This window comes from Vibrio sp. J1-1, from assembly GCF_021728395.1.
Lineage (GTDB): Bacteria > Pseudomonadota > Gammaproteobacteria > Enterobacterales > Vibrionaceae > Vibrio.
Map to the genome: position 1 here is coordinate 228,816 of NZ_JAKKCM010000006.1, position 26,733 is coordinate 255,548.

26 protein-coding genes, 1 tRNA gene and 1 riboswitch are annotated in these 26,733 nt (G+C 45.2%); of the genes, 13 read left to right on the forward strand and 14 right to left on the reverse strand.

The features are described 5' to 3' along the window. Nucleotides 1-89: 89 nt before the first annotated feature. The 10 genes from oppF to moaA all read right to left on the reverse strand — a co-directional run bounded on the left by oppF (nt 90) and on the right by moaA (nt 9,109). A complete protein-coding gene (gene oppF / locus L3V31_RS11895) occupies nt 90-1,082 on the reverse strand; it encodes a murein tripeptide/oligopeptide ABC transporter ATP binding protein OppF (RefSeq protein ID WP_275949726.1) in 993 nt (330 codons plus the stop codon). Next, nucleotides 1,079-2,050, reverse strand: a complete 972-nt coding sequence (locus L3V31_RS11900; RefSeq protein ID WP_237316258.1) for an ABC transporter ATP-binding protein — start codon at nt 2,048-2,050, stop codon at nt 1,079-1,081. Before L3V31_RS11900 ends, oppF begins: the two co-directional genes overlap by 4 nt. A gap of 25 nt (nt 2,051-2,075) precedes the next feature. Further along, the gene (oppC, locus tag L3V31_RS11905; RefSeq protein WP_237316259.1) at nt 2,076-2,978 is read right to left on the reverse strand and encodes an oligopeptide ABC transporter permease OppC; all 903 of its coding nucleotides are present in this window, start codon (nt 2,976-2,978) and stop codon (nt 2,076-2,078) included. Between the two features lie 15 nt (nt 2,979-2,993). Further along, nucleotides 2,994-3,914, reverse strand: a complete 921-nt coding sequence (gene oppB, locus L3V31_RS11910) for an oligopeptide ABC transporter permease OppB (RefSeq protein ID WP_237316260.1) — start codon at nt 3,912-3,914, stop codon at nt 2,994-2,996. Between the two features lie 129 nt (nt 3,915-4,043). After that, a complete protein-coding gene (locus tag L3V31_RS11915; protein ID WP_237316261.1) occupies nt 4,044-5,729 on the reverse strand; it encodes an ABC transporter substrate-binding protein in 1,686 nt (561 codons plus the stop codon). A 559-nt stretch (nt 5,730-6,288) separates the two neighbouring features. After that, nucleotides 6,289-6,744, reverse strand: coding sequence for a molybdopterin synthase catalytic subunit MoaE (moaE, locus tag L3V31_RS11920; protein WP_237316262.1), 456 nt, complete (start codon nt 6,742-6,744; stop codon nt 6,289-6,291). A gap of 1 nt (nt 6,745) precedes the next feature. After that, entirely contained in the window at nt 6,746-7,003 is a 258-nt protein-coding gene (gene moaD, locus L3V31_RS11925) for a molybdopterin synthase sulfur carrier subunit (RefSeq protein ID WP_237316263.1), read from the reverse strand. Beyond that, nucleotides 7,000-7,479 carry a cyclic pyranopterin monophosphate synthase MoaC gene (moaC, locus tag L3V31_RS11930; RefSeq protein ID WP_065299954.1) on the reverse strand — a complete coding sequence of 160 codons (480 nt, stop codon included), beginning with the start codon at nt 7,477-7,479 and terminating at the stop codon, nt 7,000-7,002. Before moaC ends, moaD begins: the two co-directional genes overlap by 4 nt. 27 nt (nt 7,480-7,506) lie before the next feature. Further along, nucleotides 7,507-8,019, reverse strand: coding sequence for a molybdenum cofactor biosynthesis protein B (moaB, locus tag L3V31_RS11935; RefSeq protein ID WP_237316264.1), 513 nt, complete (start codon nt 8,017-8,019; stop codon nt 7,507-7,509). A 100-nt stretch (nt 8,020-8,119) separates the two neighbouring features. Then, nucleotides 8,120-9,109 carry a GTP 3',8-cyclase MoaA gene (moaA, locus tag L3V31_RS11940; protein ID WP_237316265.1) on the reverse strand — a complete coding sequence of 330 codons (990 nt, stop codon included), beginning with the start codon at nt 9,107-9,109 and terminating at the stop codon, nt 8,120-8,122. Next, nucleotides 9,098-9,235, reverse strand: a riboswitch (molybdenum cofactor riboswitch). It overlaps the preceding gene by 12 nt. A gap of 180 nt (nt 9,236-9,415) precedes the next feature. On the opposite strand from moaA, the gene L3V31_RS11945 reads away from it, so the two are divergent. Next, complete coding sequence (locus tag L3V31_RS11945) at nt 9,416-10,312, forward strand: YvcK family protein (RefSeq protein ID WP_237316266.1); 897 nt, start codon at nt 9,416-9,418, stop codon at nt 10,310-10,312. Between the two features lie 71 nt (nt 10,313-10,383). Here the strand turns inward: L3V31_RS11945 and luxU are convergent, their stop codons facing one another. The 3 genes from luxU to uvrB all read right to left on the reverse strand — a co-directional run bounded on the left by luxU (nt 10,384) and on the right by uvrB (nt 14,454). Next, complete coding sequence (luxU, locus tag L3V31_RS11950; RefSeq protein ID WP_237316267.1) at nt 10,384-10,728, reverse strand: quorum-sensing phosphorelay protein LuxU; 345 nt, start codon at nt 10,726-10,728, stop codon at nt 10,384-10,386. Next, the gene (luxO, locus tag L3V31_RS11955; protein ID WP_237316339.1) at nt 10,725-12,086 is read right to left on the reverse strand and encodes a quorum-sensing sigma-54 dependent transcriptional regulator LuxO; all 1,362 of its coding nucleotides are present in this window, start codon (nt 12,084-12,086) and stop codon (nt 10,725-10,727) included. Before luxO ends, luxU begins: the two co-directional genes overlap by 4 nt. Nucleotides 12,087-12,423: 337 nt before the next feature. Further along, on the reverse strand, nt 12,424-14,454 hold the full coding sequence (gene uvrB / locus L3V31_RS11960) for an excinuclease ABC subunit UvrB (protein ID WP_237316268.1): 2,031 nt from the start codon (nt 14,452-14,454) through the stop codon (nt 12,424-12,426). A 571-nt stretch (nt 14,455-15,025) separates the two neighbouring features. Between uvrB and L3V31_RS11965 the strand changes: the two genes are divergently transcribed. The 10 genes from L3V31_RS11965 (at nt 15,026) to L3V31_RS12010 (ending at nt 23,443) form a co-directional block, all read left to right on the forward strand. Then, nucleotides 15,026-15,101 (forward strand) — tRNA-Asn (locus L3V31_RS11965). A gap of 461 nt (nt 15,102-15,562) precedes the next feature. Further along, nucleotides 15,563-16,141 carry an electron transport complex subunit RsxA gene (rsxA, locus tag L3V31_RS11970; RefSeq protein WP_224916329.1) on the forward strand — a complete coding sequence of 193 codons (579 nt, stop codon included), beginning with the start codon at nt 15,563-15,565 and terminating at the stop codon, nt 16,139-16,141. Nucleotides 16,142-16,144: 3 nt separating this feature from the next. Then, nucleotides 16,145-16,741, forward strand: a complete 597-nt coding sequence (gene rsxB / locus L3V31_RS11975; protein ID WP_237316269.1) for an electron transport complex subunit RsxB — start codon at nt 16,145-16,147, stop codon at nt 16,739-16,741. 8 nt (nt 16,742-16,749) lie between these two features. Next, complete coding sequence (gene rsxC, locus L3V31_RS11980) at nt 16,750-19,158, forward strand: electron transport complex subunit RsxC (protein WP_237316270.1); 2,409 nt, start codon at nt 16,750-16,752, stop codon at nt 19,156-19,158. Then, entirely contained in the window at nt 19,158-20,204 is a 1,047-nt protein-coding gene (gene rsxD / locus L3V31_RS11985) for an electron transport complex subunit RsxD (RefSeq protein WP_237316271.1), read from the forward strand. The genes rsxC and rsxD overlap by 1 nt, the downstream gene beginning before the upstream one ends. A gap of 7 nt (nt 20,205-20,211) precedes the next feature. Next, nucleotides 20,212-20,847 carry an electron transport complex subunit RsxG gene (rsxG, locus tag L3V31_RS11990; RefSeq protein WP_237316272.1) on the forward strand — a complete coding sequence of 212 codons (636 nt, stop codon included), beginning with the start codon at nt 20,212-20,214 and terminating at the stop codon, nt 20,845-20,847. Further along, on the forward strand, nt 20,844-21,536 hold the full coding sequence (locus L3V31_RS11995; protein ID WP_237316273.1) for an electron transport complex subunit E: 693 nt from the start codon (nt 20,844-20,846) through the stop codon (nt 21,534-21,536). Before rsxG ends, L3V31_RS11995 begins: the two co-directional genes overlap by 4 nt. A 240-nt stretch (nt 21,537-21,776) precedes the next feature. Next, complete coding sequence (gene nth / locus L3V31_RS12000; RefSeq protein WP_237316274.1) at nt 21,777-22,418, forward strand: endonuclease III; 642 nt, start codon at nt 21,777-21,779, stop codon at nt 22,416-22,418. Between the two features lie 31 nt (nt 22,419-22,449). After that, complete coding sequence (gloA, locus tag L3V31_RS12005; RefSeq protein WP_237316275.1) at nt 22,450-22,866, forward strand: lactoylglutathione lyase; 417 nt, start codon at nt 22,450-22,452, stop codon at nt 22,864-22,866. Between the two features lie 142 nt (nt 22,867-23,008). Further along, entirely contained in the window at nt 23,009-23,443 is a 435-nt protein-coding gene (locus L3V31_RS12010) for a DUF2753 domain-containing protein (protein ID WP_237316276.1), read from the forward strand. 79 nt (nt 23,444-23,522) lie between these two features. On the opposite strand, the gene L3V31_RS12015 is transcribed toward L3V31_RS12010, so the two are convergent. Next, the gene (locus L3V31_RS12015; protein WP_237316277.1) at nt 23,523-24,404 is read right to left on the reverse strand and encodes an OmpA family protein; all 882 of its coding nucleotides are present in this window, start codon (nt 24,402-24,404) and stop codon (nt 23,523-23,525) included. 313 nt (nt 24,405-24,717) lie between these two features. On the opposite strand from L3V31_RS12015, the gene rnt reads away from it, so the two are divergent. Together rnt and L3V31_RS12025 are read left to right on the forward strand one after the other, a co-directional pair. Beyond that, on the forward strand, nt 24,718-25,368 hold the full coding sequence (rnt, locus tag L3V31_RS12020; protein ID WP_237316278.1) for a ribonuclease T: 651 nt from the start codon (nt 24,718-24,720) through the stop codon (nt 25,366-25,368). Nucleotides 25,369-25,389: 21 nt separating this feature from the next. Further along, the gene (locus tag L3V31_RS12025) at nt 25,390-26,715 is read left to right on the forward strand and encodes a Na+/H+ antiporter family protein (protein WP_237316279.1); all 1,326 of its coding nucleotides are present in this window, start codon (nt 25,390-25,392) and stop codon (nt 26,713-26,715) included. Nucleotides 26,716-26,733: the final 18 nt, after the last annotated feature.

Below are 26,733 nucleotides of genomic sequence, written 5' to 3' on the forward strand. Positions count from 1 at the left end.
AAGAAATTTGAATAAGTGCCCAGTTAGACATAAAAAAAGCGCGCCCCTAATTAAAGAGCCGCGCTTAAGCCCGTCACAGGCTGAATGGCTTACACTTGAACGTGTAAACAAGATACCGCGTGAACATCGTTACCTTGGATTGTCGGTTTGGTCTTCGCACACTCTTCTGTTGCTTGTGGGCAACGAGTACGGAATACACAACCCGACGGTGGGCTGATTGGTGATGGAAGATCACCTTCCAGCATTTGGATTGTCTTACTGCGCTCGATCTTTGGATCTGGAATCGGTACAGCCGACATCAGCGCGCGAGTGTAAGGGTGTTTTGGATCAGCAAATAGTGCGTCCGCTTCACCAAGCTCCACTGCGTTACCTAGGTACATAACCAGTACGCGATCAGAGATATGTTTTACCACTGAGAGGTCGTGCGCGATGAAGACCAGAGAAAGACCCAACTCTTTCTGGATTTCTTTAAGCAGGTTGACTACCTGAGCCTGAATCGAAACATCTAGCGCTGATACTGGTTCGTCACAGATGATCATTTTTGGCTTAAGGATAAGCGCACGTGCAATACCAATACGCTGACACTGACCGCCAGAGAATTCGTGCGGATAACGGTTGATCACGTTTGGTAGTAGACCCACTTTCGCCATCATCTCTTTAACACGATCTTTGACCTCTTGCTTTGAAAGCTCTGGATAAAAGGTTTCTAGAGGCTCAGCGATGATGTCACCAACCGTCATACGCGGGTTCAGAGAAGCCAAAGGATCTTGGAAAATCATTTGGATTTCTTTACGCGTTTCACGGCGCTGTACATCTTTCATCTTCGTTAGATCTTGACCTAACCACACGACTTCGCCATCAGTTGCTTCTACCAAGCCGATGATAGCGCGCGCAAACGTCGACTTACCACAACCCGATTCACCCACAACGCCTAGAGTTTCACCTTCGTACAGACGGACATTAACACCATCGACTGCTTTTAGGTTTGAAGGCTTTGACCAAGGCCATGCTGATTTTGCTGCAATGCTAAAGTGAACTTTAAGTTCTTTAACATCGAGTAGTAATGATTTATCTACACTCATTTTTTCCAAGCCTCCCAATCAGAAAAACATGCGCGCTGACGACCATCACCAAATGGTGTCAGAATTGGCGCTTCTTGCTTACAGCGGTCCATCACACGGTGGCAACGTTCCTGATAAGGACAGCCAGGTGGGAGGCGAAGTAAGTTTGGTGGGTTGCCCGGAATGGTTGGCAAGATCTCACCTTCTGTATCTAAGCGAGGAATGGCCTTCAACAGACCTTCTGCGTATGGGTGACTCGGGTTGTAGAAGATTTCATCAACTGTACCGTATTCCATTGTACGGCCTGCGTACATCACCAATACTTTGTCACAAGAACCCGCAACAACACCTAGGTCGTGCGTGATCATGATGATTGCGGTATTAAATTCGTCTTTCAGTTCGTTAAGCAGGTCCATGATCTGCGCCTGAACGGTTACGTCTAGTGCCGTTGTCGGCTCATCAGCAATCAACAGCTTAGGACGACATAACAGCGCCATTGCGATCATTACACGCTGACGCATACCACCTGAAAACTCGTGCGGGTACATGGTAATACGCTTGCGAGCTTCTGGAATTTTCACCGCTTCAAGCATACGTACCGATTCTTCAAATGCTTCCGCTTTACCCATGCCTTTATGAAGCATCAACACTTCCATCAGCTGGTCACATACCTTCATATAAGGGTTGAGTGACGTCATTGGGTCCTGGAAGATCATCGCGATCTGCTCTGCTCGAACTTTGTTAAGTTCTTTTTCAGGCAGGTTCAGGATCTCTTTACCTTCAAACTTAGCGCTACCAGAGATAATACCGTTCTTAGCCAGTAGACCCATGATTGCGAATACGGTCTGTGATTTACCTGAACCAGACTCACCTACGATACCTAAGGTTTCGCCTTGGTTCAGAGAGAAGTTCAAATCGTTTACTGCGGTTACAATACCGTCTTGAGTAGTAAATTCGACGCGCAGATCTTTGACATCTAATAAGCTCATCGTTGCTTCCTTAATCTATCTGTAGTTATCTGTCTTTAGGATCCAGCGCATCGCGCAGACCGTCACCAACGTAGTTGAAACAGAATAGAGTCACAATCATGAACGCGGCTGGGAACGCCAGCTGCCAGATTGCCACTTCCATTGTCTGTGCACCTTCTTGTAGAAGAGCGCCCCAACTTGTCATTGGTTCCTGAACACCAAGACCAAGGAACGATAGGAATGATTCAGTCAGAATCATACTCGGGATAAGCAGCGTTGAGTAAACCGCTACGATACCCAATACGTTCGGTATGATATGGCGAGTAATGATCTTCCAGTTACTTACACCACAAACGTGCGCCGCTTCGATGAACTCTTTACTACGTAGGCTTAGTGTCTGGCCACGTACAATACGCGCCATATCCAGCCATGCTATTGCACCAATCGCAACGAAGATAAGAACAATGTTACGGCCGAAGAAGGTGACTAGTACGATAACTAGGAACATAAACGGTACCGCGTATAGGATCTCAAGAATACGCATCATGATACGGTCAACTCTGCCGCCAATGAAGCCAGATGCTGCGCCGTAAAGCGTACCAATCAGTACTGCTACGAATGCGCCCATCACACCAACCATTAGCGAGATACGACCACCGATTAGTGTACGGACGTACAAGTCACGACCTAAGCTGTCAGTACCAAACCAGTGGTCTGCGTTTGGCGCAACGTGCATTGCGTACCAATCTGTATCATCAAATGCATATGGTGCGATCATTGGCAGAACAATTACCGCCAACGTCATTAGAGCTAGGATAAATAAACTCACCATCGCCGCTTTGTTACGCATAAAGCGAATACGAGCATCCTGCCAAAGACTGCGACCTTCAATCTCTAAGTTCTCAGAGAATTTTTCAATCGCTTCTAGGTTTTCTTTTTTCGTTAACATAACCAAACTTCCCTGTTAGTAGCGAATTTTCGGGTCAATCATTGCTAGTAGGATATCGACAATCGCGTTGAATAAGATAAATAGGAAACCAATCAGAATGGTGACACCCATTACAAGCGAGTAGTCACGGTTAAATGCAGCGTTAACGAACAGCTTACCAATACCAGGTAAGCCAAAGATGGTTTCGATAACAACAGAACCGGTAATGATACCTACGAATGCAGGCCCCATGTAAGAAACGACAGGGAGTAGTGCTGGCTTAAGTGCGTGCTTAAGAATAATGTAACGATAGCTTAGACCCTTCGCTCGTGCGGTACGGATAAAGTTACTGTTTAAAGTCTCAATCATTGAGCCACGAGTAATACGTGCGAATGTCGCCACGTATAGAAGTGACATACCAATCACTGGAAGTACCAAGTACTTAAATCCGCCATCATGCCAACCACCAGCAGGGAAGAGGTTCCAGTGAAGGGAAAATAGGTAGATCAGTGCCGGAGCCAATACGAATGAAGGCATTACAACGCCTAACATTGCCGTTGACATAATGGTGTAATCGACCCAGGTATTCTGTTTTAAAGCGGCTATTGTACCAACCGTCACCCCCATAATCAGGGTGAAGATAAAGGCAATGAAACCGACTTTTGCAGATACCGGTAACGCAACAGAAATCAGTTCGTTAACTGAGTAGTCCAGGTACTTAAATGAAGGTCCAAAGTCGCCTTGGACAACGTTAAACAAGTAAGTCGTGTATTGCTCGAATACAGGCTTATCTAGGCCATATTTAGCTTCGATGTTAGCCATAACTTCTGGTGGTAATGGACGTTCTGTCGAGAATGGATTTCCCGGAGCAAAACGCATGAGAAAGAAAGATACGGTGATCAAAACCAACATTGTTGGGATCGCCTCAAATATCCTTTTTGCGATGAATTTAAGCATAAACTCACTCTTTCAGTCTGTGACAGTGTAAATGAAAACCAAATGTCCACATTTTGGACACAACATAGACGCTGCATGCGATCTCTCACATGCAGTGTCTAATTTTTTATAATTCTATCTGATTAAGGTTTACTCAGTGATGTATAGGTCTTTTGAGTAGATCTTTTCTTCTGCGTTGTTAGCTGGGAAGCCACCAACTTTAGGAGACAGTAGACGTGATTTCACGTACTGGTAGATAGGTGCAATAGGCATATCCTTCGCCATCGTTTTCTCAGCTTCCGCGTATAGTGCTTGGCGCTCTTCGTCTGATGTAGAAGCGAATGCTTTGTTCATAATCTCGTCGTATTCTTTACTGTCGTAGTGAATACCACCAGTGGTGTTGTTACTCATCATTAGTGTTAGGAATGATGAAGCTTCGTTGTAGTCACCACACCAACCCGCACGAGCAACTTCGAAGTCACCAGAATCTTTAGTTGATAGATAAGTTTTCCACTCTTGGTTTTCTAGAGTTACGTCTAGACCCAGTGTTTTCTTCCACATAGAACCTAGAGCAACCGCCACTTTCTTGTGGTTTTCGTTGGTATTGTATAGAAGGTTAAATTTCAGTGGGTTGTCTTTACCGTAACCTGCTGCTTCTAGAAGACGTGCTGCTTCCGCGTTACGTTCTTTCTGAGTCATCTTGCCGTAGGCTGGCATTTCTGGGTTAAAGCCCGCTGTGATTTCAGGCGTTAGGAAGTAAGCTGGTTTTTGGCCTTGGCCCATGATCGCATCACTTACGATGTCACGGTCGATCGCGTAAGAAATTGCTTTACGTACGCGTACATCATCAAATGGTGCTTTCTTAGTGTTGAAGAGGTAGTAGTAAGAACATAGATTACCAGTAACAGAAACTTCTTCTGGGTGCTCTTTTTGTAGACGCTTGAAGTGCGCTATTGGTAGGTCATTGGTGAAGTCGATTTCACCCGACAGGAAACGATTCATTTCCGCTACCTGGTCTTCGATAGGTAGAAACGTAACTTTGTTCAAAGTGGTGTGCTCGTCGTCCCAGTATTGCTCGTTACGTTTTAATGCCAAACGTTCGTTTACAACCCAGTTATCCACAACATAAGCGCCGTTGCCTACGAAGTTTTCTGGTTTGGTCCACTGTTCACCGAACTTTTCAACCGTTGCTTGGTGTACAGGTTTCACTGTCGTGTGACCCATCATCATAACGAAGTACGGTACGGCAGTATCCAGCTCAACAACCAACGTGTGGTCGTCAACTGCTTTCACACCTAGCTCGCTTTTATCTTTTTTACCAGCAACGATGTCTTTCGCATTCTTCATCTTGGTGTATTCCATGTACCAAGCGTATGGAGAAGCGGTTGCAGGATCGACTGCACGCTGGAAGCTGTAGACGAAATCGCCAGCAGTCACAGGATCGCCGTTAGACCATTTTGCGTCTTTGCGTAGGTGGAAAGTGAATGTTTTGTTGTCTGCAGTTTCCCAAGATTCAGCAACACCAGGGATGGTATTACCATCTGCATCTTGGTTTACAAGGCCTTCAAGTAGATCGCGAATCACGTGAGATTCAGGAACACCTTGTGATTTGTGTGGGTCGATTGTCGCTACTTCTGTACCGTTACCACGCACTAATTCTTGAACCGCAGCAAGCTTTGGCTCCGAAGAATCAGATTTCGCTTCAGAGGCTGGGGCTGGTGCAGGAGCAGGCTGAGCTGCTTGCTTCTCTTCTGGCTTATCACCACCACAACCAGTAAGAGCTAGAGAAAGACCAGCGCCAATGAATAAAGCGCGCGTGATTTTATTCTTATACATGCGTAAAACTCCAAATTTTTTTGTTAGCATCCATGACCTCTTTGTAGGTTCACTAAAACGGGCAGTGATTTAGATTTTTCATCGCAAAAAAACTATGCAACAAAAACCTAAAACCATACAAAGACTGCGGCATACACTAGCAATCATTGAAGTTATTTACCATAAAAATGTAGTAAAAAGACCGATAATCCTGCATCTGTCGCACACTTCCAGCAAAAAACGCTAATTAAAAACACTAGACCAGTAAAATAGGGAGTCAGACACCTCCTCAATAGATTAAAATTTCGATTACTCTACATTAAATCCATTTAATAGCATCATATACTAGCTTTAAGAACAACATTAACACTTATGATACACCAATCTTCGAAAACGTTTGCTTATATGTTGTTTGAGTGAACCAATATTGTGCAGATAAGTCGGAAATTTAGGCGAGATATTCGTGCTAGATGTGGTTGTTAATCACACAAGTAATTATGTAAAAAGGTATAAACAAAAAAAGCTAAGCATCTGTAATACTTAGCTTTTAATATTTATGTATGCAAGAAAACGTACTACACTACTTTTCCCAGCGTTTTACCGCTTTGTGATCAGTGTCTCTTGATTCTATCCAGCGATTTTCACTCGTTGTGCGTTCTTTTTTCCAAAATGGTGCGTTAGTTTTTAGATAATCCATAATGAATTCGCAAGCTTCAAATGCCGCACCACGATGGGCACTAGTAACACCAACAAAAACAATTTGATCACCGATGTCCAAATCACCGATACGATGGATAACACGCACACCAAGTAATGGCCAACGAGCTTCAGCTTGATTACAAATGTCGATAAGGCTCTTTTCTGTCATACCCGGATAATGTTCGAGATGCAGACCAACAACGTTATCGCCCAAGTTCATATCGCGCACTTTACCGATAAATGTCACTATGGCACCAGAAGACGTTCCTTCGGATAAACTTTGGTATTCTTGGTCGACAGAAAAGTCTTCAGCTTGTACAGAAACACGAGGATCCATCTTAGCCTCCAGTCACTGGCGGGAAAAATGCCACTTCGTCACCCGACTTCACTTCAGTATCTAGTGGCACAATAGACTGGTTAACAGCCGCAAGTAACTTTCCTGGCTCAAGAGCCAAGTCCCACTTACCTTCTTTTTCAGTGCCCTTTTCGACCAAATGAGCACGAACCGCTTCTACCGTTGCAAACTGACCTTCTAAATCAACACTGTCGATTCCCACCAACTCACGCGTCTGAGCGAAGAAAAGTACTTTGATCATGATTCCACCTTAAAGTGTCCAGATTTTCCGCCCGTCTTCTCAAGAAGACGAACCTGACCAATGACCATATCTTTTTGCACCGCTTTACACATGTCATAAATAGTCAACGCTGCGACAGAAGCCGCAGTTAACGCTTCCATCTCTACGCCTGTTTTACCTGCAAGTTTACAAACAGACTCGATACGAACCTTGCTCTCCGATTCAATCGCTTCTAACTGAACTTCAACTTTAGACAGTAAAAGAGGATGACAAAGCGGAATCAAATCCCAGGTTTTTTTCGCGGCTTGAATGCCTGCTATACGTGCGGTAGCAAACACATCGCCTTTATGATGTTGACCAGAAACAATCAATTCAAGTGTCTCAGGTGCCATATGAACAAACGCTTCTGCTCGAGCTTCACGAACCGTTTCTGTTTTTGCCGAAACATCGACCATGTTAGCTTCGCCAGATGCATTAATGTGTGTAAATTGGGTCATTGCTTTTCCTTCACTTATTAGAAAAGGTTATACAGATAGGTGCGGCATAAAGTTACAAGGGCGGTGACTCGCGTCCATCTGCTGCTTGATAATTTTCGTCCATCCAGTACGGCACGCACCTGTAGAACCCGGCATAGCAAAAATAACGGTGTGGTTAGCAAAACCAGCAATAGCACGTGACTGGATTGTCGATGTACCAATTTCTTCATAAGAAACCATTCGGAATAACTCGCCAAAGCCTTCCACTTCTTTATCAAAAAGCGGCTTAAGTGCTTCAGGAGTGCTGTCACGAGAAGTAAAACCTGTACCACCAGTAATCATGACCGCTTGTACGTTTTCGTCAGCAATCCATTGAGAAACAATCGCTCGAATCTTATACATATCATCAATTACGATTTGCTTGTCAACGACATGGTGGCCGGCTTCTTGCGCGTGTTCTACAAGGTAGCGACCTGATGTGTCATTTTCTTCAGTGCGAGTGTCGGATACCGTTAGAACGGCAATATTTGCAGGTTGAAATTTGCTTTCAGCGTGACCCATTAGTTCACCTATTCTCTAAAGTTAGCTTGGATTCGTTAAATCGATTCAGGAAATATCATCGAGAAAGCCCGCGAGCTTCCTCTATAAAATTTGTGTGATGTTAGCCGCCAATGGACGCGAGATGAGGCGTCATCCCTGTGTTGCCATCATGCAAGAAGTGACTGACAGACTTAGTCTGCAGTTGAGCTTGAATACGCTCAATTAACTCTTTCTCTTGATCATCACCTTGCAGAAGGTCACGTAAGTCAATGCCATGCTCACCAAACAAACACAGATGCAGCTTACCCATGGCAGACACACGAAGCCGGTTACAGCTCTCACAAAAGTCTTTCTCATAAGGCATAATTAGCCCAATTTCACCCTTGTAATCCGGGTGAACGAATACCTGAGCAGGGCCATCATTGTGAGAACGGACTTTCAGTAACCATCCATTAGCAATGAGCTGATTACGGATCGCGACACCAGACACGTGATGCTTATTAAACAAGTCATCCATTTCCCCCGTCTGCATCAGTTCAATAAAACGCAATTGAATTGGTCTATCTTTGATCCAGTTGAGAAAAGCAGGCAGCTCTTGATGGTTGAGATCTTTCATCAACACCACGTTCACTTTCACTTGTTCATAGCCGACTTCAAACGCACGCTCGATACCATTCATCACTTCGGTGAACTTATTTTCACCTGTGATTTGATGGAACATCCGAGGGTCCAGACTATCCACACTCACATTGATGTGCGTTAGACCGGCTTCTCGCCAGTCAGCAACCTGTTTGGCCATGCGATAGCCATTCGTCGTTGTCGCGACTTTCTCAATACCAGGTGTCGTTGCGACAGCATGGATGATGTCAGTAAAGTCTTTACGTAAACTTGGCTCACCACCAGTAATGCGGACTTTTGAAGTGCCACAGTCTGCAAATGCGGTGACTACCCGCTTAATTTCAGGTAGTGATAAAAAAGACGAGTTTTTTTTGCCCGAAGGTTTATAACCATCAGGCAGGCAATAGGTACATTTGAAATTACAAACGTCGGTAACAGACAGACGTAAGTAATAGAATTTACGATGAAATTTGTCTTCGAATTGTTGCGCCACGGAACACCTTTCCAAACACGGGAGGCGTGGTCATTTCCAACCAAGCCCTTGTGGCAGTATGCCACTGGCTCAGAACACCTATCCTTAATCGAACTTAGTGTTGTGAGCTCGGAGTTATGGCAACCAGAGAAAATAACACTCTGATAGCTTTGCTGTGTAAAATACTGAATATTTATAAGGGAATCCAGACTTGAGGACTAAAAAATATCTCAAGTCACACAATTTACCGCTAAGTGAGTACCGTTAGTGCACTCATTACGTTAAATTGTAGCCGTTTTTACGAATTTTATTAGAAGAATGTAACGTATGAGTATCTATACGGATAACAAAGTAGTCGCAGTTGGCGGTGGCCATGGTTTAGGTAGAATGCTAGCAGCTCTGAGCGATTTCCGGGGTAATGCAACGGGTATAGTTGCTACCACTGATAATGGCGGCTCCACTGGCCGGATTCGTCATTGTCAGGGTGGTATTGCTTGGGGTGATATGCGCAACTGCATCAATCAGCTGATCACTGAACCGTCAATCAGTTCAATGATGTTCGAATATCGCTTCAAGGGCAGTGGCGAACTTGACGGACATAATTTAGGAAATTTAATGCTCACCGCTCTGGACAACCTTTCGGTCCGTCCATTAGATGCCATCAATCTTATCCGCAATATGCTTAAAGTCGATGTGAATATTCTCCCGATGTCAGAACACCCATCCGATCTGTCAGCCCTATCTGTCGATGGCAAATGGGTCACAGGAGAAACGAATGTCGACCATATGGATACTGACCTTCGCCGTTTAGACCTTTCTCCTGAAGTCCCTGCAACAAAAGAAGCAGTGGCTGCATTGTCAGAGGCGAATGCTATTGTTCTGGGGCCGGGAAGCTTTCTGACCAGCATCATGCCACCACTTTTATTGCCAGAGTTAGGTAAAGCGATCGCTAACAATAAAAACGCCAAAGTCATTTTTGTGGCGAATTTGAGTCCCGAGTATGGCCCTGCGGGTCGTATGACCATGGAGCAAAAATTAGAGTGGTGTGAACGCGCATTACAAGGCAGAAAAATCGATGTCGTTCTTGCGGAAAAAGCAGAACAAGACGTACTCAATAGATGGAATGTTGTCACTGAGTCACTGGCTTCAACTAATCGTGACTGGCGTCATGACCGTAATAAGCTCAAGCAAGCCATCGAAGATCAACTTCTTAGCCAGAGTTAATCTTATCCAGAAACAGTAAAGCCCTTCACTTCAAGTGAGGGGTTTTACTGTTGCTCTTCGCTTTTTGTCGACTATAGGCTCCAGGAGCGGTAAACCTCTTGAGTATCGCGCAGAACACCAATCATTGTGGTGACTTCTTCTCCTTCTACCGCCAACTCTCCCGCTTTAGCTTTCTTATCAATAGATATTGCTAAGTCACATAAACGATCGGCACCAAAACTGGCTGCACTACTTTTTAACGCATGGCTGATTTCTTTCAAATACATTAGCTGCTCTGTGCCATCGTACTTAGACAAATTTTTAATGTAAGTGTCTATTTCACCTAAAAAAATATCAAGCAGCACTGGCACATTGTCGCTGCCAATCTCCATGGACAGATCTTCTATTTTCTTCTGGTTCAGTATATTCATGCTCATACCTTTTGCCGCTCATCCTTGCTGTTCCATGCTTGCAACTTACGGTAAATCGTCGATGGGCTGACATCAAGATACCCTGCCGCTCGAGGAATATTACCGTCACAGGCTTCAATCGCGCGTTCAATAGCCGTTTTTTCCATAATCCATAGAGGCACAATGTCCGATGCTGTCATCACTGGAGACTCAACTGTGGATCTTGATGTCTTACGCTCCAGAGGCAGATTCAATGGTGGCGGAAGCATATCCAAAGTAATTTCTTTACCGTGATTCAACACTACGATATTACGCAGAACGTTTTGTAACTGACGTACGTTGCCGGGCCATTCATAGTTATTGAATCGATCAATCACCTCTTGGGAAAAACGCACAAAGCCTTTCCCCTCTTCATGGGACATGTAGCCCAGCAGCGAGTAGGCAATTTCCACAACGTCTTCACCACGTTCCCGCAAAGGTGGAAGATGCAATGGAATAACGTATAAACGATAGTATAAGTCTTCACGAAAGCGCCCTTCCTGAACCTCTTTCCAAGGGTCTCGGTTGGTGGCACACACGAAGCGCACATCCACGCTTTTCATTTTTGATGAACCTACTTTCTGGAACGTCCCCGTTTGGATAAATCGCAATAACTTGGTCTGCAAGTCCAAATCCATCTCACACAATTCATCGAGGAAAAGCGTACCACCATCCGCCAATTCCGCAGCACCTTGACGATCGTTAGCCGCCCCCGTAAACGCACCTTTTACATGACCAAACAACTCACTTTCAATCAGATCTTTGGGGATTGCCGCACAGTTAATCGCGATAAAAGGTTTGTCACCTCGTTTGCTAGCAGCATGAATAGCTTCGGCACACACCTCTTTACCCGTACCACTTTCACCAGTAATGAAAATACTCGCCTTACTGCTCGCTGCTGAATCAATCGTGCGGTAAACCTGCTGCATGGTTTGGCTACTACCGATGAAACCCTGATAATTCTGGTTTCCGGGATTATCCGCTTCGTTTTTTAACTTGGTTGCTTTTCGTATCGCATTGTTCACCGTGACACGTAAGCGGTCGGCTTCGCACGGTTTAATTAAAAAATCTTGAGAGCCATGACGCATCGCTTCTACCGCAGTATCGATAGAGCCGTGTGCGGTCATAAAGATGATAGGAACGTCTGGATGACTTTGTTTCACTGCATGTAGAACGTCCATACCCGTCATGTCAGGCAGGCGAAGATCAAGCAGAATAAGATCGGGGATACGATGTTTAAGACTTTCGATCGCATCACGCCCAGTACCGACAATATTGATGTCAATACCTAGTGGCGTTAGGTAAGAGCGATACAACGCCGCAACGGACGCCGTATCCTCGACCATTAACAGATAACGAGCCTTTGGATCTTTAGTAGTTTGTTGTTGCATAACCTAGCTAGCTTTTTTGTAATCTTTTAAACAATAATCGCATTCCGCTTTGCATTATGCAAATAACAATACTTAAATCAGGGGCAATTTAGATCAATAAAAATGGAGATCAATAAGTTAAGAATTTGGCATAAATCATGCTCGATTAACTCTGACCCCTCGGGTCACCTAGCCAACTGACGTTGTTAGTGAACATTATGTTCGCAAATAAAGCCAATAGAAACGACTGCCTATTGGCTTCTTTTTTGCCTGACGTATCGGGTTTCGGGTTGGTCAATGAGTAGCGTTAAACTCAGCTATTAGCGATAAACTGAGCACGAAGTTTTTCAATCTCATCACGTTTTTCTGCCGCCAACTCAAACTCAAGATCTTGAGCATGCTGGTACATTGCAGCTTCCAGTCTGCTGATTTCTTTTTCCAACTGTTGTGGTGACATGACTTCATAAGACTGAGACGGCTCAGCGACTTTCGATAATGGAACCTGTTTGCTATTGCGCTGACGCTTGGACTTAGTGATATCACCTAGCTCCATGATGTCTTTGATATTACGTGTCAACGCCTGCGGTACAATCCCCATTTCTTCATTGTACGCTTGTTGCTTCTCACGACGACGGTTGGTTTCATCCATCGCTTTCTTCATCGATTTGGTGATGGAGTCGGCATACAAAATCGCCCTACCTTCGATGTTTCGAGCTGCACGACCAATGGTCTGGATCAGCGAGCGTTCCGAGCGTAAGAAGCCTTCTTTGTCAGCATCTAATATCGCCACCAACGACACTTCCGGCATATCCAAACCTTCTCGTAATAAGTTGATACCAACAAGCACGTCAAATTCGCCCAGACGAAGATCTCGAATAATCTCTACACGCTCTACCGTATCAATATCGGAGTGAAGATAACGTACGCGAACATCGTGTTCATGCAGGTATTCGGTCAAATCTTCTGCCATGCGTTTGGTCAACGTTGTGACGAGGACTCTTTCATCTTTCACCGCACGAATACGAATTTCGGAGAGCAAATCATCGACCTGCGTCGCGACAGGACGAACTTCCAGTACAGGATCAAGTAATCCCGTAGGGCGAACAACTTGATCAGCAATATCGCCATCGGACTTTTCGAGTTCATAGTTGCCCGGGGTCGCAGAAACAAAAATAGTCTGCGGCGCAAGCGACTCAAACTCTTCAAATTTAAGCGGGCGGTTATCCAGTGCTGAAGGTAAACGGAAACCGAATTCAACCAACGTTTCTTTACGAGAACGGTCACCTTTATACATTGCGCCAATTTGCGGGACGGTTACGTGTGACTCGTCAATAATCAATAAACCATCATGTGGTAGATAATCAAAAAGTGTCGGTGGCGGCTCTCCCTCAGCGCGACCACTGAGGTAACGAGAGTAGTTTTCGATTCCCGAGCAGAATCCAAGTTCGTTCATCATCTCGATATCGAACTGTGTGCGCTGACTAATACGTTGTTCTTCCAACAGCTTATTGTTGTCCAATAACTGCTTTTTACGTACTTCGAGTTCCACTTTAATATTCTCAATCGCTTCCAGGACGCGATCGCGAGGCGTAACGTAGTGCGTTTTAGGATAGATGGTGTAACGCGGTAAATCGCGCTGTTTAACCACTCCGGTAAGTGGGTCAAACACGCTGATGCAGTCGACTTCGTCATCAAACATTTCAACTCGCACCGCATCCTGATCGGATTCAGCAGGAAAGATATCAATCACTTCACCACGAACACGAAACTGGCCGCGCTCGAAGGCTACGTCGTTACGTGAATATTGCAGCTCAGCCAAGCGACGAAGCATGTCACGTTGGTCGATGACATCGCCACGACGTAAATGCAACATCATTTGCAGATAAGATTCAGGATCGCCCAAACCGTAAATGGCAGAGACTGACGCGACGATAATGGCATCTTTGCGCTCTAATAACGCTTTGGTCGCGGATAATCGCATCTGTTCAATGTGAGCGTTAACAGAAGCGTCTTTTTCGATAAACGTATCGGTGGTTGGCACATAAGCTTCTGGCTGGTAGTAATCGTAGTAAGAAACGAAATACTCAACCGCATTATTTGGGAAAAATGACCTCATCTCTCCATAAAGCTGCGCAGCGAGCGTTTTATTAGGTGCAAGCAAAATTGCAGGACGTTGCGCTTGAGCGATCACATTCGCTAAGGTGAATGTCTTACCAGAACCTGTCACACCTAACAGTGTCTGATGTGCTAAACCCGAGTCTAAGCCATCAAGTAATTGCTTAATTGCACCGGGTTGATCTCCTGATGGCTGATAACTAGAGACCAGCTCATAAACTTTGCTCATACCGTTCCTTAACTCTACTTCGGACCAACTGTATATATATACACTCTATATATACGCCTTAGTCAATCAAATCTACGTCTATCGGAGTATTATTTACCATTACTAAGAAATTTTTTCCTTTGTACAACTCGCTATAGCCTTACCTGAGATGCTCTGATATAGTACGTCGCCCTAGTCAATGATTATTCTCAAATATCATTTATCATATTTCCACAACTTTTCCCCAAAAAGCAGCACAAAGTAAGCTTATCCCCTAAAGTTTAATTTTTATCCACTCTGACTATTTCTACTCATTCACCAATAAACCTCTGTATTATCTGCCTAATTAGTGCATAATTCTGCTCACAAATGCAAAAAAACAAATCGTGTTGCATATCAAATAATTTTACTCAGATTTCATCAACACACTTATCCACAAATTTAGTGGATAAGTAATGCCACCCCTTTACTGGCAAGCTATACAAAAAAGTAAAGAGCCAACCCTGATATTTTTCCAAAAAAATGTATTTTATTCCTGTTGACAGCAGATTTGGCGGTCGGTAACATTTGCCCCGCTTTCAAGCAAAGCAATTCCCCCTTAGTTCAGTTGGTAGAACGGCGGACTGTTAATCCGTATGTCGCAGGTTCGAGTCCCGCAGGGGGAGCCAAATTCAAGGAAAAAGCTCAGTTGTTTAACTGAGCTTTTTTCGTTTTAAAGCTGCGACAAGTTTGTTCCAAACTTTTGTCTCAGAGCTGGCCGCCCGCGTTGAATCCCGACAAGGGGAGGCAATTTCCAGAAAGGTCCGTGTCATAAAACGCGGCTTTTTCGTTTCCAAGCTACGAATGATTTGTTCTAAGTGAATGTCTCAGAGCGAAGTGTCGGGCCATCAAGCCGCCCGCTTCACTTTCCGACAGAGTGTGTCAAAATCTGCATAACCAAAAAAAACTTCTCCCCGCTTTTGTCTTACAAATCATTCACCAAACCTCTCATTCAGATAAAAATTCATCTATCTGAATCACATAGACGGCTATTTTTCCACCGTGTATATAAAACCACATCGTTCACTGGTTGTTATTGGTGTCACAAAACACGATAATATTGGGATCGGATTTTAAGAACGTAAAAACTATGACCGAATATGTTTTGTTGTTAGTCGGCACTGTGCTGGTAAACAACTTTGTACTGGTAAAATTTTTGGGCCTCTGTCCGTTTATGGGCGTGTCCAAAAAACTGGAAACAGCGATTGGTATGGGCTTAGCAACGACTTTCGTGCTAACGCTCGCGTCTGTGTGTTCGTATTTAGTAGAAAGCTACATCCTTCGCCCATTAGGTATCGAATATCTAAGAACCATGAGTTTTATCTTGGTTATCGCTGTTGTGGTTCAGTTCACAGAGATGGTTGTGCACAAAACCAGCCCGACGCTGTATCGCCTGCTAGGCATCTTCTTACCGCTCATTACCACGAACTGTGCGGTGCTTGGTGTTGCACTACTTAATATCAATGAAAACCATAACTTCATCGAGTCTATCATTTATGGTTTTGGCGCAGCCGTCGGCTTTTCACTGGTATTGATTCTATTTGCCTCTATGCGTGAGAGAATTGCTGCCGCAGACGTCCCGCTTCCTTTCAAAGGAGCATCCATAGCGATGATCACTGCCGGCTTAATGTCGCTTGCCTTTATGGGCTTTACAGGTTTGGTGAAGTAAACGATGAGTACGATTCTAATTGCAATCATCGCACTCGCTGTGCTTGCTGCGATTTTCGGAGCCATCCTTGGTTTTGCATCTATTCGCTTCAAAGTTGAGGCGGACCCTATCGTCGATCAGATCGATGCGATCTTACCCCAAACCCAGTGTGGTCAATGTGGTTACCCAGGCTGTCGCCCTTATGCAGAAGCCATTGCTAATGGTGACCATATCAATAAATGTCCTCCGGGTGGTCAGGCAACAATAGAGAAGTTAGCCGATCTAATGGGCGTAGAGCCAGAAGAGTCTGCACACGATCTTGACAACAAAGTCCCTACGGTCGCGTTCATTCACGAAGACATGTGCATAGGCTGTACCAAGTGCATTCAAGCCTGTCCTGTCGATGCTATTGTTGGCGGAACGAAGGCGCTTCACACCGTAATCAAAGAAGAATGTACCGGTTGTGACTTGTGTGTTGCCCCATGTCCGACTGACTGTATTGAAATGATTCCTGTGGCAACCACCACAGACAGCTGGAAGTGGCAACTTAATACCATTCCAGTCGTGGATATTACGGATGCTGCCCAAGACGCAGCGAACGTGAAAGATTCAATTAATTAAGGTTTCGTATGTTGTCTTTGATTGAACAAATTCGTACTGGGTCGCTTTGGGATTTCCCAGGCGGTGTGCATCCGGCAGAAAATAAAAAACAATCCAATAAAGCAGAATTACTACGCGCAGCGATTCCGGCAGAGATCGTACTGCCATTAAAACAGCATATTGGTAAAGCGGGTAACCTCCTCGTTGCCGTTGGTGACAAGGTGTTGAAAGGTCAAGCTTTAACACATTCCGAGTCGGGTTTTACCGTACCTGTTCATGCGCCGACATCCGGCAAAATCTCCGCGATTGAACCCAGGACGGTCGCTCACCCATCAGGGCTAAGTGAACTGTGTGCTGTTATCACAACTGACGGCAAAGATACTTGGTGTAAAAAAACACCGGTTGCTGATTACACTCAAGAATCCACTGATGCGTTAATCGACGTTATACGCCTTGCTGGTATTTCAGGTATGGGTGGCGCAGGTTTCCCAACCGCGAAGAAGCTCCAATCCGGTGTTGCTCGAACAGAAATTCTGATTGTGAACGCCGCAGAGTGTGAGCCATACATTACCGCCGACGACAAACTCATGCAGGAACATGCCGATGAACTGATTCAGGGCATTGAGATTGTCGAACATATGCTAAAGCCAAAACTGACGATCATTGGTATTGAAGATAACAAACCAGCTGCCATTAAAGCACTGGAGAATGCCGCTTTAAACAAAGATATTGTTATCCGCGTAATCCCGACCAAATACCCGTCAGGCGGCGAGAAGCAACTGATCAAAATTCTGACCAATAAAGAAGTACCTACTGGCGCGATCCCTGCTGATATTGGCATTCTGGTTCAAAACGTGGGCTCTTTGTATTCAATCAAACGTGCCGTCATTGATGGCGAGCCAATGATTGAACGAGTTGTCACTCTGACAGGTAAAACCTTTAAGACGCCACGTAACGTATGGGCGCTGTTGGGCACACCAGTACAAGATTTGCTGGATGAATTCGGCTATAAAGCCGACAAAAAGCTCCAACGTTTGATCATGGGTGGCCCTATGATGGGCTTTACCCTCCCCCACTCTCACGTGCCAATTACTAAGACGGCAAACTGTATTCTTGCTCCAACTCGCTTTGAAATCTCAGCAAGTCAATACGAGATGGAATGTATTCGCTGTGGTCAATGTGCTGAAGCCTGCCCTGCGTCACTGCTTCCTCAGCAACTGCTTTGGCACTCCAAAGCAGAAGAATATGAAAAGCTTGAAGAGTTAAACCTGAAAGACTGTATTGAGTGTGGTGCTTGTGCATTTGTTTGCCCAAGTGAAATTCCACTGGTGCAATACTATCGCCAAGCAAAAGCAGAAATTCGTACCCGAGCGCAAGAAGCAGAGGCTGCTGATCGAGCAAAACAGCGCTTTGAAGAGAAAAAAGCGCGTATGGAACGCGAAAAAGCAGAGCGAGAAAACCGCTTTAAGAAAGCGGCCGATGAACGTCGCAAGGATATGAAATCTAAAGGTGGCGACGATGCGATAGCCGCTGCGATTGCTCGAGTGAAAGCGCAAAAAACTAACGCAGAAGAGAAAGCAGAACCTGCCGTGAAACCAGCGGTTGCTGCTGCAATAGCCAAAGCGAAAGCCAAACAAGCCGCTGCCGCAGAAGCCGGCGCTGCAGAGCCAGACAATACCGAGATGGCCAAACTACGTGAAGAACGTAAGCGTCAGGCTCGTGAACGTAAGGCAGAAAAAGAGCAGAGCGGCGATTCAAGCGATAAAGCTGATGACAAAAAATCAGCGGTTGCCGCTGCGATCGCTCGCGCGAAAGCGCGCAAAGCTGGACAAGAGGCGGAAGCAAAACCTGCTGAAGATAAAGCCTCGACAGAGCAAGCAGACGATCCGAAGAAAGCCGCTGTTGCTGCTGCCATTGCTCGTGCGAAAGCGCGCAAAGCTGGACAAGAGGCAGAAGCGAAACCTGCTGAAGATAAAGCCTCGACTGAGCAAGCGGAAGATCCTAAGAAAGCCGCTGTTGCGGCGGCGATTGCTCGTGCGAAAGCACGCAAAGCTCAGCAAGAATCAGCAGCAAAACCAGCTGAAGATGAAGCCTCGACTGAACAAGCAGACGATCCGAAGAAAGCCGCTGTCGCTGCCGCCATTGCTCGTGCAAAAGCGCGCAAAGCTCAGCAAGAATCAGCAGCAAAACCTGCTGAAGATAAAGCGCCGACTGAGCAAGCAGACGATCCGAAAAAAGCCGCTGTCGCTGCTGCCATTGCTCGTGCGAAAGCGCGTAAAGCTCAGCAAGAATCAGAAGCGAAACCTGCTGAAGATAAAGCGCCGACTGAGCAAGCAGACGATCCGAAGAAAGCCGCTGTTGCTGCCGCCATTGCTCGTGCGAAAGCGCGCAAAGCTCAACAAGAAGCAAATAAAAATAATACCGAGGAGAACGAGTAATGTCGTTTTTTATAGCCAGCTCACCGCATACCCACAGCCGTCGTAGCACGCCTGATTTGATGAAATGGGTGGCACTGTGTGCGCTCCCTGGTTTAGCGGCTCAAACTTACTTCTTTGGCTGGGGAACACTGATCCAGCTTATTTTTGCTATTGCTGTCGCGATATCTCTGGAAGCGTTGGTGATGATCGCCCGTAAGCGATCACCAGTTCGAGCACTTCGTGATAACAGTGCCATCGTTACCGCTTGGCTGCTGGCGGTTGCCATTCCACCTTGGTCCCCTTGGTGGCTTACCGTGATTGGCTTAGTCTTCGCGATTATAATCGCAAAGCATCTCTATGGTGGTCTTGGGCAAAACCTATTTAACCCAGCGATGGTAGCTTATGTTGTGCTGCTTATTTCTTTCCCGGTTCAAATGACTAGCTGGAGCCTGCCAACATCTCTTATTCCGGATCACGTGAATTTCGCAGATGTGTTATCACTGATATTCACTGGATTTGATAGTGATGGTCTATCGCTTCAGCAAGTACGTGCTGGCGTAGACGGCGTGACAATGGCAACGCCACTTGATGCATTTAAAACTGGTCTGCATACTGGCGCAACACCAAGTGAAATACTGTCTCAGCCTATATTTTCTGGCTTAGCGGGCGTTGGCTGGCAATGGGTTAATATTGCTTACTTTATTGGCGGACTGGTGATGATCAAAAAACGCATCATCCAGTGGCACATTCCGGCTGGCTTTTTAGCGAGTCTCACCTTGTTTAGTCTGGTGTTCACGCTGATCACTCCGGGAGAAACAGCATCCCCAATCTTCCACTTGCTATCAGGTGCGACCATGCTGGGGGCTTTCTTCATCGCAACGGATCCAGTCTCGGCTTCAACCACGGTAAAAGGTCGCCTAATTTTTGGCGCTCTAATTGGCGCCCTCGTCTTTATCATTCGCAGTTGGGGTGGTTTTCCTGATGGCGTTGCATTCGCCGTTCTGCTGGCCAATATGTGCGTGCCACTGATTGACTACTACACCAAACCTAGAACTTACGGTCACTGAGGTAAACATGTTAACCGCAATTAGAAAAAATGGTCTGACACTCGCTATCTTTGCTTGTGCCACAACTGGTCTAGTCGCATTGACTCAGTACTTAACCGAAGATCAAATTAAACAACAAGAACGCAAACAGTTGTTGTCCGTTCTTAATCAGGTAATACCTGAGACTATGCATGACAACGCGTTAACGCAGGCGTGTACCATGGTCAACTCACCAGAACTTGGGACATTACACGCCATGCCGGCTTATATTGCGACTAAAAATGGCGAACCGATCGCGATTGCGATTGAGTCTATCGCACCAGACGGTTACAACGGCGAGATAAAAGTCATCACTGGTATTGATAGCCAAGGGAAAATACTGGGTACACGCGTCCTTAGTCATCAAGAAACACCGGGGTTAGGTGATAAAGTCGACCTTCGTGTGACAGATTGGATCCTGAGTTTTGCAGGAAAAGAGGTCACGGAAGAAAATTGGAATTCTTGGCGAGTTCGTAAGGACGGCGGTGATTTTGATCAGTTTACTGGTGCGACGATTACCCCAAGAGCGGTGGTCAAAGTGGTGAGAAACACCGTAAACTATGTCAATAATACCCGTGATGAGATTCTTCGTCAGCCCCTAGACTGCACAGGAGGCAATCAATGAGTGACAACAAACTGCTGATGAAAAACGGCATGTGGAACAACAACCCGGCATTAGTTCAACTGCTAGGTCTTTGTCCTCTTTTAGCCGTGTCATCAACGATCACAAACGCACTTGGCCTCGGCATTGCTACCCTATTGGTGTTGGTTGGTTCAAATGTGACGGTTTCTCTTATCCGTAACTACGTGCCGAAAGAAGTCCGTATTCCAATCTTCGTTATGATCATTGCCTCACTGGTAACCTGTGTACAGCTCTTAATGAATGCTTATGCGTACGGTTTGTTTCTTTCACTCGGTATCTTCATCCCGCTTATCGTAACCAACTGTATTATTATCGGACGCGCAGAAGCTTATGCATCGAAAAACGATGTGCTTCCTTCAGCTTTAGACGGCTTATGGATGGGCTTAGGCATGACCAGCGTATTGGTTGTTTTAGGCGCAATGCGTGAGCTCATTGGTAACGGTACGTTATTTGACGGAGCCGATTTACTATTAGGCGACTGGGCGGCTTCGCTTCGAGTTGAAATATTTCACTTCGATAGCAGCTTCCTTCTGGCTCTGCTACCTCCAGGCGCTTTCATTGGTGTTGGCTTGCTGATCGCGTTGAAAAATATTATCGATAGTGCGATTCAGGCGCGACAGCCAAAAGAAGAAAAACCAACGATTGAGCGTGTCCGCGTCACTAATGCTTAGAACGCATAATAAAAAATAAGGCTCTACCACTTGTAGGGCCTTTTTATACCAATCACAGTAGATAAGTGAGCAGAAATAGCGTAGGAAAAATGCTTGAGAACAAGGCGGAAATTTTTGATAAGTAGTTAATCTACAATCAAAATTGACAACGCAGTTACCGAGTATTTTAACCAGCTAGAATGACCAGCTATCTACTACGATTGGTATTAATAACCGCAAAGACGGTATTGGAAGTCAGCAATGAACAAAGTCAAAAGAATTGAAATTTTAGAACGATTAAGGGAAAACAATCCAAACCCTCAGACCGAGCTAAACTGGAGCTCTCCCTTTGAACTGCTTATCGCTGTATTACTCTCAGCACAGGCGACGGATGTGAGCGTAAACAAAGCCACTGACAAACTGTTCCCTGTTGCAAATACGCCACAAAGCATGTTTGATTTGGGTGTCGATGGCCTAAAAGAGTACATCAAGACCATTGGCCTGTTTAATTCGAAAGCAGAAAATACCATCAAAACCTGTAAAATCTTACTGGAAAAGCACAATGGTGAGGTTCCGGAAGATCGTGCAGCGCTTGAGGCTCTACCAGGCGTTGGAAGAAAAACGGCAAATGTTGTTCTCAACACCGCTTTTGGTTGGCCCACCATTGCCGTCGATACCCATATTTTTCGTGTATCGAATCGCACTAAATTTGCGATGGGTAAAACGGTCGATGACGTAGAGCAAAAACTATTAAAAGTGGTGCCTAAAGAGTTTAAACTCGACGTACACCACTGGCTCATTCTTCATGGCCGTTACACGTGTCTGGCGAGAAAGCCACGCTGTGGTAGCTGCATTATTGAAGATTTGTGCGAGTATAAAGAGAAAGTATACCCAGATAGTTAACACTATTTGAAATGAAAGCTAGGAGTTAAAAATGTCAAACGGTCGAATTCTACACACCATGCTACGCGTAGGTGATCTAGACAAATCCATCAAGTTTTACACTGACGTTATGGGTATGAAGCTGCTTCGTACCAACGAAAACAAAGAGTACGAGTACACACTCGCATTCCTAGGCTACGGCGATGAGTCAGAAGGTGCGGTTATCGAACTGACTTACAACTGGGGTACAACAGAGTATGACCTAGGTAATGCTTATGGCCATATCGCAATCGGTGTGGATGACATCTACACAACCTGCGACGCTATCAAAGCAGTTGGTGGAAACGTAACGCGTGAACCAGGTCCAGTTAAAGGTGGTACGACTCACATCGCTTTCGTAAAAGATCCAGATGGCTACATGATCGAGCTAATCCAAAACAAACAGGCGACTGCTGGTCTAGAAGGTTAATACTTCAATAGTCGTTAGTTGTGTAGAGAAAAAGTTCAAAGGCGGGTCTAAGACCTGCCTTTTTATTTGTAAACAAAACACTTTACTTGATAATGGTTATCGTTTAGATTTAAGACCAACTTCGATATGGTGGATAACGATAATGATCAGTGAATGGGAAAAACACACACTTCTAGCCGATACTGCCCTTCAATTAGATGACCCTATACGTAGTATTCTTCATTACCAGCAAGCGCTTAGGTTAAGTGAAGAGATCAGTGACAGTGTGGAGATTAAAGCGGACGAACGTCTATTAATCTCTGTTATTTCCTGTCACAACCTAGCACAGTTTTGGCGATGGGCAGGTGACACCGAATATGAACTTAGATACCTTCAACTGGCGTCTGAAAAAGTCCTGACTCTCATTCCTCAATGCCCAAATAAAGACTGTGCCAGCTTTATTGAATCCATCGGTTGCTGCACAAAAGCACTGATTGATTTTATGAAACGTCACCCAAACCCAGTGATTGCCAAACAAGTTGAAAAAATCGACACTGCTACTAACTGTGAAATCATCGCCAAGTTTCGTTTAAACTAGAGATAACGGCTCAAATCAGGTCCGATGCTTTGATCTATCGAATTGCTCCCGCAAGCTGAAATGTTTAGAAACGCGAACACTACACTTGCGTTCGTCCTAACGAAATCACAACACGACGGTTTTTATCTTTACCTATTGGTGAATTATTGTCAGCAATTGGTCGACGCTTACCATAGCCTTGCACTTGGATACGATCTTCTGGTAGACCCAAGGATTTGAAGTAGCTTCGTAGCGACTCTGCACGTCTTTCCGACAAATTCTGGCTAGCACTTTTTCCGTCGGTCGAATCGGTGTAAGTAGCCACCAGCACTAAATCAATGTCTTGATTATGGCGGATATAATCAGCGATCTGCGACAATCTCTTCTTAGATGCTTTGGTCAGTTGATCGCCCAGACGTTGGTAATGCAAAATCGTAAACGCAATATCTTCAAAACTGTACTTCAATAAATTGGCAATACAATCGCTGAAGACATCGTATTTACTTTGAAACAACACTGATGACAGTGCGACTTCGATTCTTTGATCGCCACTTTGCCATTCCTGATAACTAAACGTCGGATAACGGCCTTTCTCTAACTCAGACAAAATACCCCACGCTGTTTGACCACCAACGTACCCGTCAAATTGCTTGAAGAATTTTAGGTTAGTAATACGATCTGCATGCTCACCCGGACGCCAAGGTGGGGGCATCGATATCAAGCTAACACTGCGAGTCTCCCCCATTGGACGGCGCATCTTTAACTCAAAATCTAAATTGATTTTTTTACTTGCATGCGACGAAAACACCGCATCACCGAAACTTGGGATAGGATGTACAAGTTGACATTCGAGTGGTGTGTTAACAATCATATCCCATTGAGACTGCTGCGGAGTCGCAACGTAGCGCTTGCTCAACTCGGCGTGACTGTTAGCGCTAAAAAATGAAAATATAACACCGCTGGTTATCAGCCATTTATTCATCTGCGATCTTTCTCTTAAATGGCAGTCTTTTGCCGCCAATCTGCATCAATTCAAAAACAATTACTTCTTAATGCAATAATCCCGCCAATAACTACCCTATTTTATGCATGCTAGCGACCAAAATAAGAGATAATACTAACGCGCGGAGACAAAAATAATATCAGTACTTCAATTGTTGTTACCTGCGTATTTCGCACCACTGTGACTGGTTGACTATCTAAAAAGCATAATTGCCTTTTTATCTGATATTGCGGTTTTTCTCATCGTAAGAATCTGTAATAATGCCGCCCTCGTCACACACAAATAAGCCAACATGACAATAGAAAATGAAGCTCTAACCCTGAAAAAACGTTTTCGAGGTTATTTTCCAGTGGTTGTTGACGTTGAGACTGCGGGTTTCAATGCTCAAACTGATGCACTTTTAGAAATATGCGCCGTTACCCTTCGTATGGATGAAGACGGTGTCCTGCATCCGGCCTCTACCATTCATTTTCATGTTGAGCCGTTTGAAGGTGCGAACTTGGAGAAAGAAGCGCTAGAATTCAATGGTATTCGTGACCCATTTAGTCCGCTGCGCGGTGCTGTGTCTGAACAAGAAGCGCTAAAAGAAATTTATAAGCTCATCCGCAAAGAGCAAAAAGCCGCAGACTGTTCACGAGCGATTATGGTCGCACATAATGCCGCTTTCGACCTAGGTTTTGTGAATGCAGCGAACGAACGTTGCAAATTAAAACGAGTTCCTTTCCATCCGTTTGCCACTTTTGACACTGCGACACTAAGTGGCCTTGCTTACGGCCAAACCGTTCTGGCGAAAGCATGTAAAACGGCGGGTATGGAATTCGACAACCGTGAAGCGCATTCAGCACTTTACGATACACAAAAAACTGCAGAGTTATTCTGTGGCATTGTCAACAAATGGAAGGCCCTTGGCGGTTGGCCGCTTGTTGACGACAACAATAAGTAAACACAATATATTGGAAAAAGTATGAATCCTGTTGTTATTTCTGTTTGCGTCATGCTCGTGTTAGCGTTGATGCGGGTAAACGTGGTGGTCGCCCTTACGTTCAGTGCCATTGTGGGTGGTCTTGTCGCTGGCATGAGCCTAGGCGATACCGTTACAGCTTTTGAAAGTGGCCTTGGTGGTGGTGCAACTATCGCTTTGAGCTATGCGATGCTCGGTACATTTGCCGTTGCGATCTCTAAATCAGGTATCACTGACCTGTTAGCTAAAGACGTTATTAAGCGTATTAACGGTAAAGAAAGCTCTGCCTCGACGACCGGTCTAAAATATGCGGTATTAGTGGCATTGATCTTAGTCACTATGTCTTCTCAGAACATTATTCCTGTCCATATCGCCTTTATTCCAATTTTGATTCCACCTCTTTTGGGCGTATTTGCGAAGCTTAAATTGGATCGCCGTCTGATTGCCTGTGTGCTGACTTTCGGTCTGATCACGCCATACATGATTCTACCTGTAGGTTTTGGTGGCATTTTCTTAAATAACATCCTACTAAAGAACTTACATGACAACGGTCTGGAAAACGTCGTTGCAAGCCAAGTTCCAACTGCGATGTTGCTTCCTGGTGCGGGTATGGTGTTTGGCTTGTTAATCGCGATTTTTGTGAGCTACCGTAAACCTCGTATCTATGAAGAAACCGAGTTAACCGTTGTCCATGAAACAAACCATGTGATCAACAAGCAGCATATCCTTGTCGCTGCAATCGGTATTGTTGCTGCGTTGAGTGTACAGCTATACACGGGTTCAATGATCATTGGTGCACTGGCTGGCTTCATGGTCTTTACCTTTGGTGGTGTGATTGCGTGGAAAGAAACCCACGACGTATTCACTAAAGGTGTTCACATGATGGCTATGATTGGCTTTATCATGATCGCTGCAGCAGGTTTTGCCGCAGTAATGAAGCAAACTGGCGGTGTAGAAACCTTGGTTCAATCGCTTTCGACAAGTATCGGCGACAACAAACCACTGGCTGCACTGCTAATGCTGGTTGTGGGTTTACTAGTGACTATGGGTATTGGCTCATCGTTCTCAACAATCCCAATTATCGCGACCATTTATGTGCCACTTTCATTGGCGTTTGGCTTCTCACCAATGGCAACGATTGCGCTAGTTGGTACCGCAGCTGCACTGGGTGACGCAGGTTCTCCAGCTTCTGATTCAACACTAGGTCCAACATCTGGCCTGAATGCCGATGGCCAACATGAACACATTTGGGAAACCGTAGTACCGACCTTTATCCACTACAATATCCCACTGATCATCTTCGGCTGGATTGCGGCAATGGTGCTTTAGTATCCGCTCTTTACTAGA

What these genes read in the sequence shown, in the direction of transcription:
- rsxD (WP_237316271.1), top strand. Translation starts at nt 19,158, where the DNA reads ATGTCGTTTTTTATAGCCAGCTCACCGCATACCCACAGCCGTCGTAGC.
- L3V31_RS11995 (WP_237316273.1), top strand. Translation starts at nt 20,844, where the DNA reads ATGAGTGACAACAAACTGCTGATGAAAAACGGCATGTGGAACAACAAC.
- luxO (WP_237316339.1), bottom strand. Translation starts at nt 12,086, where the DNA reads ATGGTCGAGGATACGGCGTCCGTTGCGGCGTTGTATCGCTCTTACCTA.
- luxU (WP_237316267.1), bottom strand. Translation starts at nt 10,728, where the DNA reads ATGAGCATGAATATACTGAACCAGAAGAAAATAGAAGATCTGTCCATG.
- L3V31_RS11900 (WP_237316258.1), bottom strand. Translation starts at nt 2,050, where the DNA reads ATGAGCTTATTAGATGTCAAAGATCTGCGCGTCGAATTTACTACTCAA.
- oppB (WP_237316260.1), bottom strand. Translation starts at nt 3,914, where the DNA reads ATGCTTAAATTCATCGCAAAAAGGATATTTGAGGCGATCCCAACAATG.
- oppC (WP_237316259.1), bottom strand. Translation starts at nt 2,978, where the DNA reads ATGTTAACGAAAAAAGAAAACCTAGAAGCGATTGAAAAATTCTCTGAG.
- moaC (WP_065299954.1), bottom strand. Translation starts at nt 7,479, where the DNA reads ATGACCCAATTTACACACATTAATGCATCTGGCGAAGCTAACATGGTC.
- L3V31_RS12010 (WP_237316276.1), top strand. Translation starts at nt 23,009, where the DNA reads ATGATCAGTGAATGGGAAAAACACACACTTCTAGCCGATACTGCCCTT.
- moaE (WP_237316262.1), bottom strand. Translation starts at nt 6,744, where the DNA reads ATGGATCCTCGTGTTTCTGTACAAGCTGAAGACTTTTCTGTCGACCAA.
- moaD (WP_237316263.1), bottom strand. Translation starts at nt 7,003, where the DNA reads ATGATCAAAGTACTTTTCTTCGCTCAGACGCGTGAGTTGGTGGGAATC.
- rsxC (WP_237316270.1), top strand. Translation starts at nt 16,750, where the DNA reads ATGTTGTCTTTGATTGAACAAATTCGTACTGGGTCGCTTTGGGATTTC.
- rsxB (WP_237316269.1), top strand. Translation starts at nt 16,145, where the DNA reads ATGAGTACGATTCTAATTGCAATCATCGCACTCGCTGTGCTTGCTGCG.
- rnt (WP_237316278.1), top strand. Translation starts at nt 24,718, where the DNA reads ATGACAATAGAAAATGAAGCTCTAACCCTGAAAAAACGTTTTCGAGGT.
- uvrB (WP_237316268.1), bottom strand. Translation starts at nt 14,454, where the DNA reads ATGAGCAAAGTTTATGAGCTGGTCTCTAGTTATCAGCCATCAGGAGAT.
- L3V31_RS11945 (WP_237316266.1), top strand. Translation starts at nt 9,416, where the DNA reads ATGAGTATCTATACGGATAACAAAGTAGTCGCAGTTGGCGGTGGCCAT.
- rsxG (WP_237316272.1), top strand. Translation starts at nt 20,212, where the DNA reads ATGTTAACCGCAATTAGAAAAAATGGTCTGACACTCGCTATCTTTGCT.
- L3V31_RS11915 (WP_237316261.1), bottom strand. Translation starts at nt 5,729, where the DNA reads ATGTATAAGAATAAAATCACGCGCGCTTTATTCATTGGCGCTGGTCTT.
- L3V31_RS12025 (WP_237316279.1), top strand. Translation starts at nt 25,390, where the DNA reads ATGAATCCTGTTGTTATTTCTGTTTGCGTCATGCTCGTGTTAGCGTTG.
- L3V31_RS12015 (WP_237316277.1), bottom strand. Translation starts at nt 24,404, where the DNA reads ATGAATAAATGGCTGATAACCAGCGGTGTTATATTTTCATTTTTTAGC.
- nth (WP_237316274.1), top strand. Translation starts at nt 21,777, where the DNA reads ATGAACAAAGTCAAAAGAATTGAAATTTTAGAACGATTAAGGGAAAAC.
- oppF (WP_275949726.1), bottom strand. Translation starts at nt 1,082, where the DNA reads ATGAGTGTAGATAAATCATTACTACTCGATGTTAAAGAACTTAAAGTT.
- moaB (WP_237316264.1), bottom strand. Translation starts at nt 8,019, where the DNA reads ATGGGTCACGCTGAAAGCAAATTTCAACCTGCAAATATTGCCGTTCTA.
- rsxA (WP_224916329.1), top strand. Translation starts at nt 15,563, where the DNA reads ATGACCGAATATGTTTTGTTGTTAGTCGGCACTGTGCTGGTAAACAAC.
- gloA (WP_237316275.1), top strand. Translation starts at nt 22,450, where the DNA reads ATGTCAAACGGTCGAATTCTACACACCATGCTACGCGTAGGTGATCTA.